The following is a 13,873-nucleotide window of genomic DNA, read 5'->3' as shown; positions in this document are numbered from 1 at the left end:
CCATAGTATTTGGAAAACAAAATAGTAGTAAGGGGAGATTCTTTTGGAACAGAAAAATATTTATGTTGGTCATCCAAATTCCATTAATTATTTAGAAGAATTATATCCGGCAATTAAAAAAACGGATTTTTTCAAAACAAACAATGTTGTATTTCCTCATGAAAGCAGCGAAGAATTATTCAATTCTAAAGATTTTTTGAAAACTTGTTCGCTTATGATAGCAGAGGGAAGTGAGCATGCAACTGGTTTGGGAATCGAGCTGGGATGGGCAGATATGCTAGAAGTTCCGATTCTTTGCATCTATAAAAAAGGGAAAAAGATTGCCGGTAGTTATCATGCCGTTTCGAAACATTTCATTGAATATGAAAATGAAGACGACCTTGTTAAGAAATTAAATGCTTACAAGAGCTCTTTTCTACGTTAGGTAAAAATAATAAATCTCTTAGGAGTGCTTTCATTGAAAAAATATCATTATAAATTAAGAGAATTAACGACATACTGCAACGAAAAAGGTATTAAGCCTATTGAATTAACGCCCAAAGAACGTGAAATGTTTATCAAAGGGGAAGACACAAAATATGGTTATTTTTCCTTACATGAAACAGGTAAGTGCGTAGTTTGTAGTAAGCAAACTGGATGTTTAAGTCACGGATACGAAGCTTACATATGTGGACAAGAGTGCTACGATGTTTTTCATAACATCACAGAAGAAGAGAATGTGGAATTATATCGTTTAAACAAAGAAAAAATGAACGTATGGACCAAATTTGCAATAGAACAGCTATTAGAACTGGGCTATGATGTTAAAGGAATCGCAGAACGGATAGAGTGTTCGATAACTGAGATTGAGCAGCTCATTGAAGAAATGAAAACAACCGAATCAGAATAACAAAAAAAGCACCATCTAGGTTAAACTAGGCGGTGCTTTTTTTTGTTTTGTAGATTTAGATAATGTCATTTGTCTCGACATCAGAGAAATCAAAATCGTCATCGTTCATGTGAACAACGTTTAATGATTTGATATAACCATTTCCTTTAACTGAGAAAAAGTCGTGGTTTTTTGTATCTGTTTTTAATCCATTTTCAACAATTGGATTAATTGGCTCTTCTGGGAAATAAGGTTCTTTACCTAAATTCATAAGTGCTCTGTTTGCATTATATCTCACGTATGTAGCTACTTCTTCATATAATCCAATCTCTGTGTATAATTCTTTTGCATATTCTAATTCATTTTCATAAAGGTCTAGAAGTAATTGTTGCGTTTCTGCATCTACTTCTTTTTGTTCTTCTGGAGTTAATTTTGTATATAACTCTTGACCAAGTAATCCGATGAAAATCGAGTGAATTGACTCATCCCTAATTATCAGATTGATAACCTCTCCACTTGCAATCATTTTACCTTGACCAGCTAAATAAAGAGGGTAGAAGAATCCACTATAGAAGAGATAACTTTCTAAAAATACACTTGCTACATAACCTAAATATAGCTCTTTGTTGGTAACGTCCTTTTTTAATAGATTTTCATAATAACTACCAATTCTATTCGCCTTCATTTGAAGCCTTGGATGTTCTGTTACCCATTCAAATAATTCTTCAATTTCTTCAGTAGGAAGCAGAGTCGTAAATATATGACTGTAACTTTTCGCGTGTACTTCTTCCATTGTTCCCATTAAACTTAAAACTGCTTTTCTTTGTAGTCCCTTTGTATGTAAAAGTAATAGCGGCATACCTTCACCACCTTGCTCTGTATCTAACAAGGTTAAACCACCTAATACTTTAACAAAAGTTTTTCGTTCTTCTTTACTTAATTGGTCCCAAACGTTTTTGTCATTTGAAACACTAATTTCCTCTTCAGACCAAATTTGTGTGAAGTTTTGTTTCCAAAACATCTGTGTAAACTCATCTTCATTTTGATTCCAGTTAACTGCAATTCTCAATGTAATTCCTCCCAATCCGTATCAAAAATAAGGGAAAGAGTGCGCATTATACCGCGCAAGCTATGCACTCTTCCATTGTTAATTTTTTTGTTCTTGTATAATACAAACTCTTTAAACCTTTCTTACTTGCATATACATAAAGTCGAGATAAATCGCGGGTAGTTGCCTCGCTTGTTACATACAAAATCGTACTAATTCCTTGGTCAATATGTGGTTGAATTTCTGCAATTAAATCAATTAAACGATATTGATTCATATTGTAAGCAGATTTGTAATACCAGAATGTTTCTCTTGTTAGATAAGGCATTGGGTAGTACGTTGTACTTTTTGCATTTGTACGTGCTTCAATTTGCTCTACTACCGGCATAACAGAACTTGTTGCATTTTGGATGTAACCGATACTTTGATTCGGAGCAATTGCCAATCTATATGAGTGGAATAATCCAAAACGTTTTACTTCTTTTGCAAGTCGTTTCCAATCACCAGGAGTAGGGACATGGATATCAGTGAATAACGCTTTTATCTTTTCTGTTTTTGGAGAATAATCTGTTTCATTGTACTTTTTGAAGTATGTTCCTTTTGCATACTCTGATTTCTCAAATCCAGAAAAAGTAGTTTTTCTTTCTTTTGCGATTAACATACTTTTTTCAATAGAGTAATAGTTCAACATCATAAAGAACGTACGCGCAAAGTCTCTAGCCTCTGGGCTCTCGAAACTAATTTTATTTTTTGCTAGGTATCCATGTAAGTTCATAGCCCCCAAGCCTACAGAATGCATCTCATCATTTGCTTTTTTAACACCTGGAGCATTTTCAATAGATGTCATATCAGAAACAGATGTTAAGGCATCCATTGCTACATGTACAGTATCTTGGAATTTTCCGCTTTCCATTACGTTTACAATATTTACAGACCCTAAGTTACAACTAATATCTAAACCAATTTCATCTGGTTTTCCATAATCATTGATAGTAGATGTGCGCATTAGTTGGAAAATTTCCGAACATAAGTTCGACATTTTGATGTCGCCAATATCTTTTAATGCATGTTGTTTATTTGCATTTGATTTGAACATAAGATACGGATAACCAGACTCAAACTGTGTTTGTGCGATTTTTGTTAACATTTCGCGAGCATTTAAATCTAGTTTACGCTTTTTAACTTTTGGATTTTGTAACAATTCCTCATACATTACATCAATATCCATATCGTCTAAGTGTTTACCGTATGCTTTAAATACAGAATAAGGCGCGAATACATGTATATCTTTATTTTCTTGTGCTAAATCAAAGAATTTTTGCGGAACAATTAGTCCGATAGATAAAGATTGTATTCTGGATTTCTCATCGGCATTTATTTTTTTTGTATCCAAAAATTCAATAACATCCCAATGGAAAATATTTAAGTACGCTGCCCCGGCACCTTTTCTTTGTCCAAGTTGATTGGCATATGCAAATGCATCTTCTAATAGTTTCATTACTGGAATTACACCACTAGCAGCATCCTCTACACCTTTGATAGGTTCACTTCTTCCTCTTAACTTACTGATATTTAATGCAATTCCTCCGCCCAATTTACTTAATTGCATAGCAGTATTAATATTAAAGCCGATAGAGTTTAACGTATCATCCATTTCTAATAAGAAACAGCTTACCATTTCACCGCGTTTACTACGTCCTGCATTCATCATAGAAGGAGTAGCTGGTTGATATCTTTGCTCCATCATTGTACGTACTAATTTTCTAGCTTTTTCTATGTTTCCACGACTTAAAAACAGAGAAACAATCGCAAGTCTATCCGCATATGTTTCCAAATAATTTTTGTTATCATTTGTTTTTAAAGCGTACTCTTTATAGAATTTTGAAATTGCCATATAAGATTGAAATTTGAATTTGTAGGAATGAGCAATTTTAAAGATTTCTTTTATTTCATCCATTGTGTATTCTGATGTTACCGGGTAATAGTAATCATGTTTTAGAAGATATCTTATTTTTTCTTCCACAGTTTTAAAAGTTATTAATTTTTCTTTTACTTCTTTTTCAAATTCAACAACAGCCTCTTTGTCCTTTTCTAATTGGAAGAACCCATCTTTTTGAATTGTTATTTCATTATTAAGCAAGACATGTTTCAATTTCCATCACTCCTTCTATAAAATTATGTACATCATTTGTTGTTCCAAACATTTCAAACTTTCCGATGACCGGAACATTATATAAATCTGAAATTATATCAGCACTTTTACCAAAATTTTGTCCCCAATTGCGATTTCCGCTCGCAGCTACTGCTTGCATATTGTGATGATTTTCTTTTAGAAATTCAACAACAGAAGGGGGAACTTGTCCAAAACCAGTCGTATAGGTAATAAGGACGAATGGTTCAGGTATAATTAGACCAGACTCAATTTTTAATGATTCCATTTCCACTTTTTGAACGAATCGTTCTACGTTTCCTGTTTTAGAATCAAATACAATTAGCATAGTTAAACACCTACCTTATTTAAAAAACAAAAATCCACCTGGTTAGAGTGGATAAAACGATGGCGTAAGAGTTAGTTTTACAACTAAATTCCATCGCTTTATCCCCCTAACTCCCGAAGAAAATAAAACTCTATTGAATAATAGGCAGGTCTTCTGACTTACACTTCGTTCTATCCTAAGACCTTCCCGTACAAATACCTTTTCAGATTTTCATACAGTGGTTTACTTATTTAGTTAGTGTTTACAGTTGCGGGAACAGCTCTAGATTTTCACTAGATTCTCTTTTAAGCATTGGCACCTTTATTCAAAGTTGCAGATATTATAGCACCATTTTTAATTTGTTAATTTAAATTATAATTTTTTTTCCTAAACCCTGAATAACATCACTTAAAAAATAAAAAAATACGGATGCTATTTTTTGTCAATTTGTCAGTATTATCAACGATTGGTAGGAGTAGGGAGGGGAATAGTTTTTGGTAAATGTAATCAATTTATTTTTTGTTTTTAGTATAATCATTTTTATCAGTTAAGAAAGATAAAGGAAGTGAATAAGATGTTTTGTTATAAACCCACAATGGAAGAAATAAACGATTTACAACAACTTTCAAATCGTAGTTTACTCGATTGCAAAGCTGCATTAATTTCTAATAACGGAAACAAAGAAAAAGCACTTGAAAAATTAATAAACAACCCTCCGTTAGCAACATTCATTACCAGAAGGGATGAAAAGGGAAATATCATTCCGTAACGAATGGAATATTACTAATTGGATACGACCTTAAATGATTAGATACAAGTACCAGGGGGATGGTTTTAGCTATGAAACAGAAAGCGAAAGAGAGTTTTATCAAATCATTAACAAAAGCCTGTACAGACGAAAATATCAATATAGACCTACATCTCTTATCAGATAAAGAGCTAAAAGACCTGTATTTTAAATTACAGGCTGTACGGACGCTACCTTATGGAATAGGGAAAGGTGAAGATTTCGTAACAACTATGCAAAACGGCAAACTACAATTTGTTTCATTTAGAGATACTTATAAATTAGGAGTCAGAAGACTTACTTTCAAGGAGTTTCTTCTTTTATGTGAATTCGTAGATGAAAATCCACAAATGTACAAGTTGTTGGGAAATTGGACACGATATTAAAAAGTACATAAATCCTAAAAACTAAAATATTTTTAATCCATATTATATATTTGGTTTATAATTCAAAAGATAAAGAAATACCAAGGATAAAATATATACGGGAGTGGATTAGTATGGAAAATCAAAAGAAAAATCTTAAAGTTCTAAAAGAAGAGGGAAAAGTTATCATAAAAACAGAAGAATATGATGGATTTTCGGAACTCTTACAAAAAGAAAATATTCGATATCGTGCATTCGATTGGACACCAACTAAAGTGGTAGTTGAATTAGAAATCGATGATGAACAGTAAGAAATTAGAATTAGTCATAAAACGCAATGGATTACTTATTTCCAATGCGTTTTTTTGCTGCTATAGGGATGTTTTTCTGTATTTACTACTTTATTTAATTATAGTTTCATATCAAATTAATATTATTCTAACTAATTTCTGTGTTTTGCTATATAATTAATTTGGATTAAAGATAATTTTGTCAGTACAAAGGAGAGAAAAGAAACATGGAACATAAGTGGTGCTATAGCTATAATGGAGAAAATTTCACAGGTTCATTAAATACAAAAGATGAAGCAATTAATGAAGCAATTAGAGAATATGGAAGCGAACATAAAGTATTGTACGTAGGTCAATCTGTTGACCCTAGCACTCATGTTTCAGTAGATGGTTTAATGGATTCAATGTATGAAAGTGTTACCGAGCAATGTGGTGATTATGCAGAAAGTTTCTTATATCAAGTTGATGAAAATCATCAAGCGGTACTGGAAGAAAGAATCAATGAAGTTTTAAGTGTATGGCTCAAAGAATTTGAGTATGAGCCTAATTTTTACAAAGTTATTAATGTTGAAGAATTCAATGTCAGTGATTATTCAGTGATTATTAAGATGTTGAAACAAAGAACAAATTGTAAAGAAAAGTAGAATTTTGAATTTGAAGAAGGCTTATTTTAAGTCTTCTTTTTCTCTTAGGGAATACAAACAATATAGTTGAAGTGTTTATACGTTTTAGTATAAGAAAAAGCACGATATGCATCGTGCTTTTTTGAATTTTGATTTCTTTAATTGTTTATGGATTGAATCTTATCTAAGTTATCCTCAATCAAAACATAGATTGTATCCCTTACTTCGGTATCATTCCAGCTCCACTCATAAGCTAAATGTTTTACACGAGTAGGCAAAAGGGTTTCAATTGTTGTAATTTGTTCCTCAGTTGGGATTTTTCCTGTTACAGAAACATAGCAATCATGAATAGCATCTTTCATTTGTATATTCCTCTTTTCATAACTAGTCTGTTGTGAAATAACATCATAATTTTAACGTTAAATCTATAATAGAAAACATTGTAAGAGATTTATTGAAAATCCGTAGTCTCTTTTAATTCGTACAGTTTTAATTCGTATTCATCGTTAGAAATGCTGCACATTACATCATTATATTTCTTCTGTTGAAGAGCATACCAATAGTTCATATCTTGCACTTGTCGAATAACAAAATTCAAATTCGGAAACGTTTGAATAATAGTAGGGAACTCTATGCTTCTTGGTTTAAAAGATGTTTGTTTTTCCCTGGCTTTTCGTTTTTCTCCAGTGATATAGTTGTATTCATTAATAAGTTCCGTAGGGAATTTATCGAATAAATATTTTAAGAGAATATGAGCACTTTCTTCGTTCTTTCCAACACTTGCTACAATATCATTATACACAGAGACTGCAACAGAGAATTCAGAATGCTGTTTCTGGAATGATAATAAAGTCTTTTCCCATTTTTCAAAGTTAGATTCGTTGTATTCATCTGGAGTATTTTTAAAATGAGTTCGCGTGAAACGATTTCCTATTGCATAAGAAAACTCTCCTTTATTTACTTGTAAATCGAACATATTAAAATTCTTTTGTATGAAGAGAATCATAAATGTATCGATTTTCGATGAGTCTCCGATGGTCTGTACAGAATTCAAGTTGTTTGTTCTTTCTCGCTCTTCTTTATACATACGCAGCCATTCTTTTTCATTGTATATAACATACACTTTTTCCTTATCAAATAATCTGCTGGAGTGCTCTCGGATAACGGAAAAGTATGTTCTCAGCACACATTTGAAAAATTCCTCTTCTATATGTTTTAATTCATATTCAACATAAGGTATATTGTTGCTTACTTTTCCAAGCATTGCTTCCAAATCGTATTGTATCTTTATTTGTTTGGCTATATTCTCTAATTCTAGCTCTAAAACAGAAGTGGATACATGTACGGTGTCGCCTTTTGAATAAGCATCAATCAAATGACTAAATTTATCTTCAGGTAACTCGTATGCTTTCGGTATTTTTAAACCAAAATGCAAGGCTAATTTTCGATAACGAGACTGTATTTTTTTATAAACTTCTTCTTTATCATTTAATTCTCGTCTCTTTTTTTTCACTTTGCTATTTAAATTCGAAATTTTAATAACCTTGTCGCGGCTAAAGGGTTTAGTTACTTCTTTAGAAGATTTAAAGTTATAAATACCTTCAAAATAACGGAATAAACCAGTAGCAGTATTGGTATTAAAGGTAAAATCCACAAAAATCCCTTTGTTATGTTTATCTATGTATTTCTCTACAATATTTTGATATATTCTAGATGTATTCAGTTTTTCCAGGTAGGATGCTGCTTCCATTATTGCTAAATCTACAATATTTTTCTTCATCATGTACCATCCTTTGTTTTTTCTCATTATAGCATTAATATAAATGAGAATCTTTAGAATTACCTTTATCATTTTCAGAAAGAAAGAGATAGTAGTAGAAGATAAAGAGAAATGGTTAAAAACTAACGAAATGGATTTGATTTTGGAGTGAGAAGTCCTAGTAAAATTAAATAGAAATACAAAAGAGATAAGGAGAAAAAGTAATGATATACCAACAAACAATACTAATTTCTAAAGAAAAGTTAAAAGAAGTGGAGAGTATTTTAAATACCGCTCATTTGGACGGTGGAAGTTATTTAGTATGCAATGTAACATTCCCAAACAAATTCCAAGTAGATATCCAAATTAAGAAAACAGAAAAACCGTGGGTTGAAGGAATACTATTTGATTTAAATGGTAATCAAGTTGAGGATAGTGGAAGTCATAATGATAAAAACCAAATCTTAGGTGAATACTATTTTAAGGATGGAATTAATGAGTATTTTGTATTTATCGAAAGGAAAGACCTTTACAGAGAATACAAATTCAAAAAAGTAACGAGAACAATGTAATTTTCAACGGAATTCTCTAAGTAAATAACATCAATAAACACAATGAAGGGATAGCCATTAACTATCCCTTCATTTTAATTTCACTATTTAATCCTGTTGGTTTAAGAAATTTGATTTCTACTATTTAATTTTAAACAAAAATAAAAAGCATATCATTTACTTTGTAATTGATATGCTAATTCTTATGCTATTTAAAATATTTCATTAGGAAATGTTTAGATATACTTTATTTTTCATAATCATTTAAATATAGTGGGTAATTAATTGATTTATAAGGTGCAATTATTTCTTCAGATTCATTTCCTACAAACCATAATTTTAGAAGGTTTTTATCTTTTACGATGTTCCCGTTTTTATCAATTTTTATTTTGTATTCAAATATTTTGTGATACGTAATGTGTTTCCCAGAGATAGGAGGTACATCTTTTTTTACTTCCTTAGCTTCTTTTTCATTTAACTCATAGGCAATGCTTAAAAGTAGTTCAGGTTCTTTTTTTGTTAAAGAAAAATATCCACCTGTGTTCATGTTCACACCATTAAAATAAACGCGGTTTTTTTGCTCTCCTGAAAAAGGTAGTACATCTCGTATTTCTTTAACTATTTCGTCAGCGGTGTAGGTACGAAGTAAGTCACCTGATTCATTATATAAGTGAAATTCTTGCTTTATATCAACGTACCTATCTTCAATATTATTTACCGTTAATATGCGGTTATCAAATTTAGCATAAGCATCATGAGATGTTAATGCTAAATTGTATTGTTCATTCATACGTAGCATTTCGATTTTTCTTAGTTTCGTTTCATCAGCTTCTAACTCAATTACCAACGACCCAACAAAACTAATGAAACAAGAAACAATCAATAGCCCTATTTTTGTCTTCATTGTAGTAGGATTTTTAATCAATAACACAATTATTGCTACCACAATGGATGTTAAGATGTAAAAAGGCAGCGTAAATGACATGGCGAGCGGGGAAGGGCTCATAAGAAAATAATAAGAAATAAATAAAGAAATAATAACTGAAATAAATAGTCTAACGCTGTTCAATGTAATGGTCCTCCTTATGTTGTATTTTATGACTCGTATTACGTTTTATTTGGAAATAAAATTAATTTCCCCTTCAATTCATGTGCGATAAAATAGGATTTTCCACGTTTTTAAAACGTTTTCATGTTTTTGTGTATTAGATGTAAATAAGTGGAACAATTCGTAATAAAATGGGTTCTGTATTTGATATTAATACAAAAAACACCTTGAAAACTTTTCAAGATGTTTTTGTGTTTAATTTAATATTGCATATATAAATTTTCGATGATTATATCCGTTTCTTGCATAAAATCATCAATAGATGTCGTAGGTAATACTTCTTCTTCAATTGTTTTTAATATCAATTTCATTTCTTTGATGTCATACTTCGTTAATTCTTTTCTTCCTTTTATAACATCTTCAAAATAAGAAGACTTTTCACCTAAATACCAAAGAAATTGATAATAGGAATCAGAAACAGTAAAAAAGTCGATAGATTCTCTATTCAATAAAGTTTGTCTTAATAATTCATCCATTCCTTTTATCTTTCCGTATGCTAATATTATATATCTATCATCATTTGTTACCGTATATAACTCAAGTAAGTTATTGGTATCTGAAATTTCATTTTGGATAATCAATGTATTTTGAGCAACATTTCCTTTGTTGATAGTATATGTGTATACAAAAGCAAATGCTACGAAAGCAAGAAAAATGATTCCTAACCAAGAAAAGCTTTTTAAATTAAGTTTTTTTCTTTCTTTTTCTGGTTTTTCTTCTTTTCTTTCTTCTTCGCTTTCTTTTTTCTCTTCGGTATTTATTTTTTCTTCTGTTTCATTATGTATTTCATTATTTGTTATTTCTGGTGTTTCATTTTCTGAAATTGTCTTTGTATTATCTATCGCTTCTTCTTTGGTAATACCATCTTTTGTATTTTCATCAGACATAATAAACTCAACTCCTAATCCACTTATGTAACGACAACTTTATATCATGAATAAATAGAAATACAATAAAAAAAAGCAACCTATTAGGGAATAGATTGCGCAATAGAGTATTGTGTCGAATTTCTAACTCGAATAAATGAATTATATATCTATTAATTCAAAAGCACAACTATCACATCTTGGGGTATTTGGGAAAATAATCAATATCCAATTATGTATTTTTAATATTTAATAAGTGATTTTATTTTTTGCTTTATAATAGTAAGAAAAAAGGATGGTTATACTATGGAAAAAGGTGTTATTGATGAATATTTTGAAGTAGAAGAGTTTATTGCGTTATTTGAAAAAGAGGGGTTTGTTCTTAAGGAAACCAGATTAAAACTAGAAGGGGTGAGAAGAGAATTTTCATTCGATTATGAAGGAATGAATAACATGCTTTATTTCTCAATAATGCATAGCAAAATATTTCTAGGTATTGGGACCAAAAGAGAAAGTGAGCGTATTAAAATAAGCAAAATCATTCATGAAGTCGTGAAAGAACTTGAAAATAGACCCTGCACAAAATTTTTACAACTTATAAATGAAAATTGGTACTCTCTTGGAGCAGATGTCGTTGCAAACGTAGATAAATATGAATATCTAGCAGACCTTACAAACTATAAGCGAATAAAGAAAGATATTATAGAGATGTTTAAAAACGTTCCCTTCACTGAACAGCCCGTAGGAATCAGAAGCATGTACATTTATGGAGCAGAAGCAACAAATTTGGTTCGTGCCCTAATGGTTTTGGGGTATATTTACAAGCCAACTGAAGAAAATACCAAGCAAACAAAGATATTTTTCAAAGCTGAATATAAAAATAGGGACCTTTTTTGCGATAAATTAAATGAGCTAGGTTATTCAATTAATTACGTATATTGATACAATTAGCACGTAATCTTAATTAAGATGAAACATATATAATTAATACATAAAACCCGTTAAATCTAAAAGTTAACGGGTTTTTTTATTTTATTTTCGACTAAAATACATTAAAAAAGCCGCTAGATATAATATAGCGACTCTTATAATTCTATTTTGTTGTATGTTCTCTTACAGAAATATCCCAATCATACGGAATGTGGATATAATCAAACTCCGAACGTAATGAGAAGGCAGATTCAGTTGCTTTTTCGCCTGCTTCTTCTTTATTTTTAACTAAAAAGAAGAATTCAGTCATGACGTCTGGTCCGGAAAAACTCATCTCTTCATGAAAAACGTACAGATATAGATTTCCTTTATCATCTTGAACTAAGGAACGAGTATCATGACTGGTGTTCACGTATGTTTTTAACGTTGTGAAATCCTTTAACATCCAATAATTTAATTCCATTCCCTTAAAGTTAAACATCTGCATTCTTTTTTGTTCTTTATCCATTGAAATTCCTCCTAGTTATTTTATATATAATATCATGAAATATGATTATATGGATGAAAATAAAAAGAAAATACTATTGATAAAAAAGCTGCTGATAATAGCAGCTTTTAATAGTTTTTCATGTTTAGCTTTTTGGTAAAAGGGTACTTAATACTATCCTTCATATGCCATCTCAAATAAGCTTTGTAAAAGTTCCTTGTTATTTACAATATCTTCTTTGGATACAGGTAGCACATAGAAACGGAACTTCTTATTATATTCCAACCTGTCCAACCCAGCTTCTTCAATCAAAGCATCAATCTCTTCGGATTGTGTCAAACGAATACGCAGATTGATACGTTTCTTTCTCGGTACAATTGCAACAAAATTGTTTACTATACCTGACTCTTCGAATCCAATATATCGTTTTGTATAATTTAAATTTAAACTTTCATTAGTCGCTTCTCGGACGATGTTCAATACTTCTTCGCACCAAGAAACGGTTTCTTTAGAAGCTCTCGCTTCCCAATAGGGAAGGTCCACAGACACTTGTGGTTCTTCATCTTCCTCATAAGTTGGGAGTGAGGATTCATCTAATACCTTAACGAATTGTAATCCAACTTCACCATTTACATCAACAGCATGTAATTGTATAGCAATCAATGGAACACTTCGATTAAGGATTCCAATGACATTAAATAGTCTAGATGTAATCTCTTCTGCAATAATAACCGCAACATGAGGAGTATCTGGATATCTTTTTTGTTCGATGTCCCAGTATTCAATCGTTCGTATAATATGTGTTTCATCCGTTTTCCCTAGTTGTAATTCCACACAGTACCGACGAGAATCATCTTGGAACAACATATCTAATCTTCCACCGGTTGGTTGTCGTCGTTCCATATCTTTTAATGTTAAATCTCCTAGTCCTAAAATTTCAGGGTCTTCAGCAATGCGATTTTGCACCCATCTTTCATTTACTTCCGGATGAGTTTTTAAATTAATATGTTGTAATTTTGTATACGTTACCATATAAATCCCCCTGTATTTTTTATTTTATATAGATAATTATAAAACGAAATTGGATTTTTGTGCCAAAGAATAATTCCTTTTCTGAATGCTATTTTCTTTGTTGCACTTATATATTATGGATTTCGAAAAAGATATTTTGAATTTGTTAGAAAAAAATTCAAAAAGTGAAAAATGAAGATTGACTTACGTATATACAAGGTATATACTCAATATAGAGAATGCGACATATTACGATATTTAATGAATATGATATGTCGTATATAAAATAAAAAACATATATAAGTCAACGGAGGATTACTATGAAAAAGCGTGTTGTATTACCATTTCTTTTAGCTGCTGGATTATTAGGAGGTTGTGGAGCTAATAATGATACCCCAGAGGAAGCTGCAAAAACAATGATGAAAGGTTTAACTTCTGGAGATACAGAAATCGTTAATGAGGTAAATCATTCCGATGCAATGTCTTTTCCAACTAGTCACATGATTGATTTAGCAAATGACTATGGGATTGTAGACAAAATGGACGAAGGTGATTTCAAATATGAAGTCAAGGAGAAAAAACCTAATATTGTCCATGTTACTTCAACAAAAGAAGGCATTAAGTGTGAGTGGAACATGAGATTTAAAAAAGAAAAAGATGGTTATTTCTTTACGGGATTAGGCAACTATTAAAATAGAATTAT

At 30.9% G+C, this 13,873-nt stretch carries 18 protein-coding genes and 1 riboswitch; of the genes, 9 read left to right on the top strand and 9 right to left on the bottom strand.

The window, feature by feature from the left end; translation table 11 throughout:
• Positions 1–43: 43 nt before the first annotated feature.
• Both PDL00_RS06435 and PDL00_RS06430 read left to right on the top strand, forming a co-directional pair.
• Positions 44–424 (top strand): hypothetical protein, encoded by a 381-nt coding sequence (locus tag PDL00_RS06435; protein WP_270727683.1) that lies wholly within the window; start codon positions 44–46, stop codon positions 422–424.
• A gap of 33 nt (positions 425–457) precedes the next feature.
• Positions 458–889, top strand: a complete 432-nt coding sequence (locus tag PDL00_RS06430; RefSeq protein WP_270727681.1) for a hypothetical protein — start codon at positions 458–460, stop codon at positions 887–889.
• Positions 890–944: 55 nt separating this feature from the next.
• Here the strand turns inward: PDL00_RS06430 and nrdF are convergent, their stop codons facing one another.
• From nrdF to nrdI, 3 genes are read right to left on the bottom strand one after another with little or no spacing between them, the layout of a single operon-like run.
• Complete coding sequence (gene nrdF / locus PDL00_RS06425; protein ID WP_270727827.1) at positions 945–1,931, bottom strand: class 1b ribonucleoside-diphosphate reductase subunit beta; 987 nt, start codon at positions 1,929–1,931, stop codon at positions 945–947.
• A 52-nt stretch (positions 1,932–1,983) separates the two neighbouring features.
• Complete coding sequence (gene nrdE, locus PDL00_RS06420) at positions 1,984–4,068, bottom strand: class 1b ribonucleoside-diphosphate reductase subunit alpha (RefSeq protein WP_270727678.1); 2,085 nt, start codon at positions 4,066–4,068, stop codon at positions 1,984–1,986.
• Positions 4,049–4,414: a class Ib ribonucleoside-diphosphate reductase assembly flavoprotein NrdI gene (gene nrdI, locus PDL00_RS06415; protein WP_270727675.1), complete on the bottom strand. Its 366-nt coding sequence runs from the start codon at positions 4,412–4,414 to the stop codon at positions 4,049–4,051. Before nrdI ends, nrdE begins: the two co-directional genes overlap by 20 nt.
• A gap of 125 nt (positions 4,415–4,539) precedes the next feature.
• Positions 4,540–4,731: riboswitch (cobalamin riboswitch) on the bottom strand.
• Positions 4,732–4,967: 236 nt separating this feature from the next.
• On the opposite strand from nrdI, the gene PDL00_RS06410 reads away from it, so the two are divergent.
• The 4 genes from PDL00_RS06410 (at position 4,968) to PDL00_RS06395 (ending at position 6,479) form a co-directional block, all read left to right on the top strand.
• Positions 4,968–5,162 (top strand): hypothetical protein, encoded by a 195-nt coding sequence (locus PDL00_RS06410; protein ID WP_270727673.1) that lies wholly within the window; start codon positions 4,968–4,970, stop codon positions 5,160–5,162.
• A gap of 71 nt (positions 5,163–5,233) precedes the next feature.
• Entirely contained in the window at positions 5,234–5,566 is a 333-nt protein-coding gene (locus tag PDL00_RS06405; protein WP_270727670.1) for a hypothetical protein, read from the top strand.
• 113 nt (positions 5,567–5,679) lie between these two features.
• Positions 5,680–5,856 carry a hypothetical protein gene (locus PDL00_RS06400; protein ID WP_270727667.1) on the top strand — a complete coding sequence of 59 codons (177 nt, stop codon included), beginning with the start codon at positions 5,680–5,682 and terminating at the stop codon, positions 5,854–5,856.
• Between the two features lie 206 nt (positions 5,857–6,062).
• Complete coding sequence (locus tag PDL00_RS06395; RefSeq protein ID WP_270727664.1) at positions 6,063–6,479, top strand: hypothetical protein; 417 nt, start codon at positions 6,063–6,065, stop codon at positions 6,477–6,479.
• A gap of 137 nt (positions 6,480–6,616) precedes the next feature.
• Here PDL00_RS06395 and PDL00_RS06390 read toward each other — a convergent pair whose 3' ends face one another.
• Complete coding sequence (locus tag PDL00_RS06390; protein ID WP_270727662.1) at positions 6,617–6,820, bottom strand: hypothetical protein; 204 nt, start codon at positions 6,818–6,820, stop codon at positions 6,617–6,619.
• Positions 6,821–6,909: 89 nt separating this feature from the next.
• Positions 6,910–8,238 carry a hypothetical protein gene (locus tag PDL00_RS06385; RefSeq protein ID WP_270727658.1) on the bottom strand — a complete coding sequence of 443 codons (1,329 nt, stop codon included), beginning with the start codon at positions 8,236–8,238 and terminating at the stop codon, positions 6,910–6,912.
• 203 nt (positions 8,239–8,441) lie between these two features.
• Between PDL00_RS06385 and PDL00_RS06380 the strand changes: the two genes are divergently transcribed.
• Positions 8,442–8,789, top strand: coding sequence for a hypothetical protein (locus PDL00_RS06380; RefSeq protein ID WP_270727656.1), 348 nt, complete (start codon positions 8,442–8,444; stop codon positions 8,787–8,789).
• 226 nt (positions 8,790–9,015) lie between these two features.
• On the opposite strand, the gene PDL00_RS06375 is transcribed toward PDL00_RS06380, so the two are convergent.
• On the bottom strand, positions 9,016–9,837 hold the full coding sequence (locus tag PDL00_RS06375; protein WP_270727653.1) for a hypothetical protein: 822 nt from the start codon (positions 9,835–9,837) through the stop codon (positions 9,016–9,018).
• Positions 9,838–10,076: 239 nt separating this feature from the next.
• Positions 10,077–10,763: a hypothetical protein gene (locus PDL00_RS06370; protein ID WP_270727650.1), complete on the bottom strand. Its 687-nt coding sequence runs from the start codon at positions 10,761–10,763 to the stop codon at positions 10,077–10,079.
• 285 nt (positions 10,764–11,048) lie between these two features.
• Between PDL00_RS06370 and PDL00_RS06365 the strand changes: the two genes are divergently transcribed.
• Positions 11,049–11,684, top strand: coding sequence for a hypothetical protein (locus PDL00_RS06365; protein WP_270727647.1), 636 nt, complete (start codon positions 11,049–11,051; stop codon positions 11,682–11,684).
• A 151-nt stretch (positions 11,685–11,835) separates the two neighbouring features.
• On the opposite strand, the gene PDL00_RS06360 is transcribed toward PDL00_RS06365, so the two are convergent.
• Both PDL00_RS06360 and PDL00_RS06355 read right to left on the bottom strand, forming a co-directional pair.
• The gene (locus PDL00_RS06360; RefSeq protein WP_270727646.1) at positions 11,836–12,180 is read right to left on the bottom strand and encodes a hypothetical protein; all 345 of its coding nucleotides are present in this window, start codon (positions 12,178–12,180) and stop codon (positions 11,836–11,838) included.
• Between the two features lie 153 nt (positions 12,181–12,333).
• Entirely contained in the window at positions 12,334–13,191 is an 858-nt protein-coding gene (locus PDL00_RS06355; protein ID WP_270727644.1) for a hypothetical protein, read from the bottom strand.
• A 299-nt stretch (positions 13,192–13,490) separates the two neighbouring features.
• Here PDL00_RS06355 and PDL00_RS06350 point away from each other — a divergent pair, with 299 nt between their 5' ends.
• Positions 13,491–13,862 carry a hypothetical protein gene (locus PDL00_RS06350; RefSeq protein WP_270727642.1) on the top strand — a complete coding sequence of 124 codons (372 nt, stop codon included), beginning with the start codon at positions 13,491–13,493 and terminating at the stop codon, positions 13,860–13,862.
• Positions 13,863–13,873 lie beyond the last annotated feature (11 nt).

Origin of the sequence: Bacillus cereus group sp. TH152-1LC, assembly GCF_027710505.1 — a bacterium.
Taxonomy (GTDB): domain Bacteria; phylum Bacillota; class Bacilli; order Bacillales; family Bacillaceae_G; genus Bacillus_A; species Bacillus_A mobilis.
Note: the sequence above shows the minus strand (reverse complement) of the source record. Positions and strands in the feature narration are given on the sequence as shown.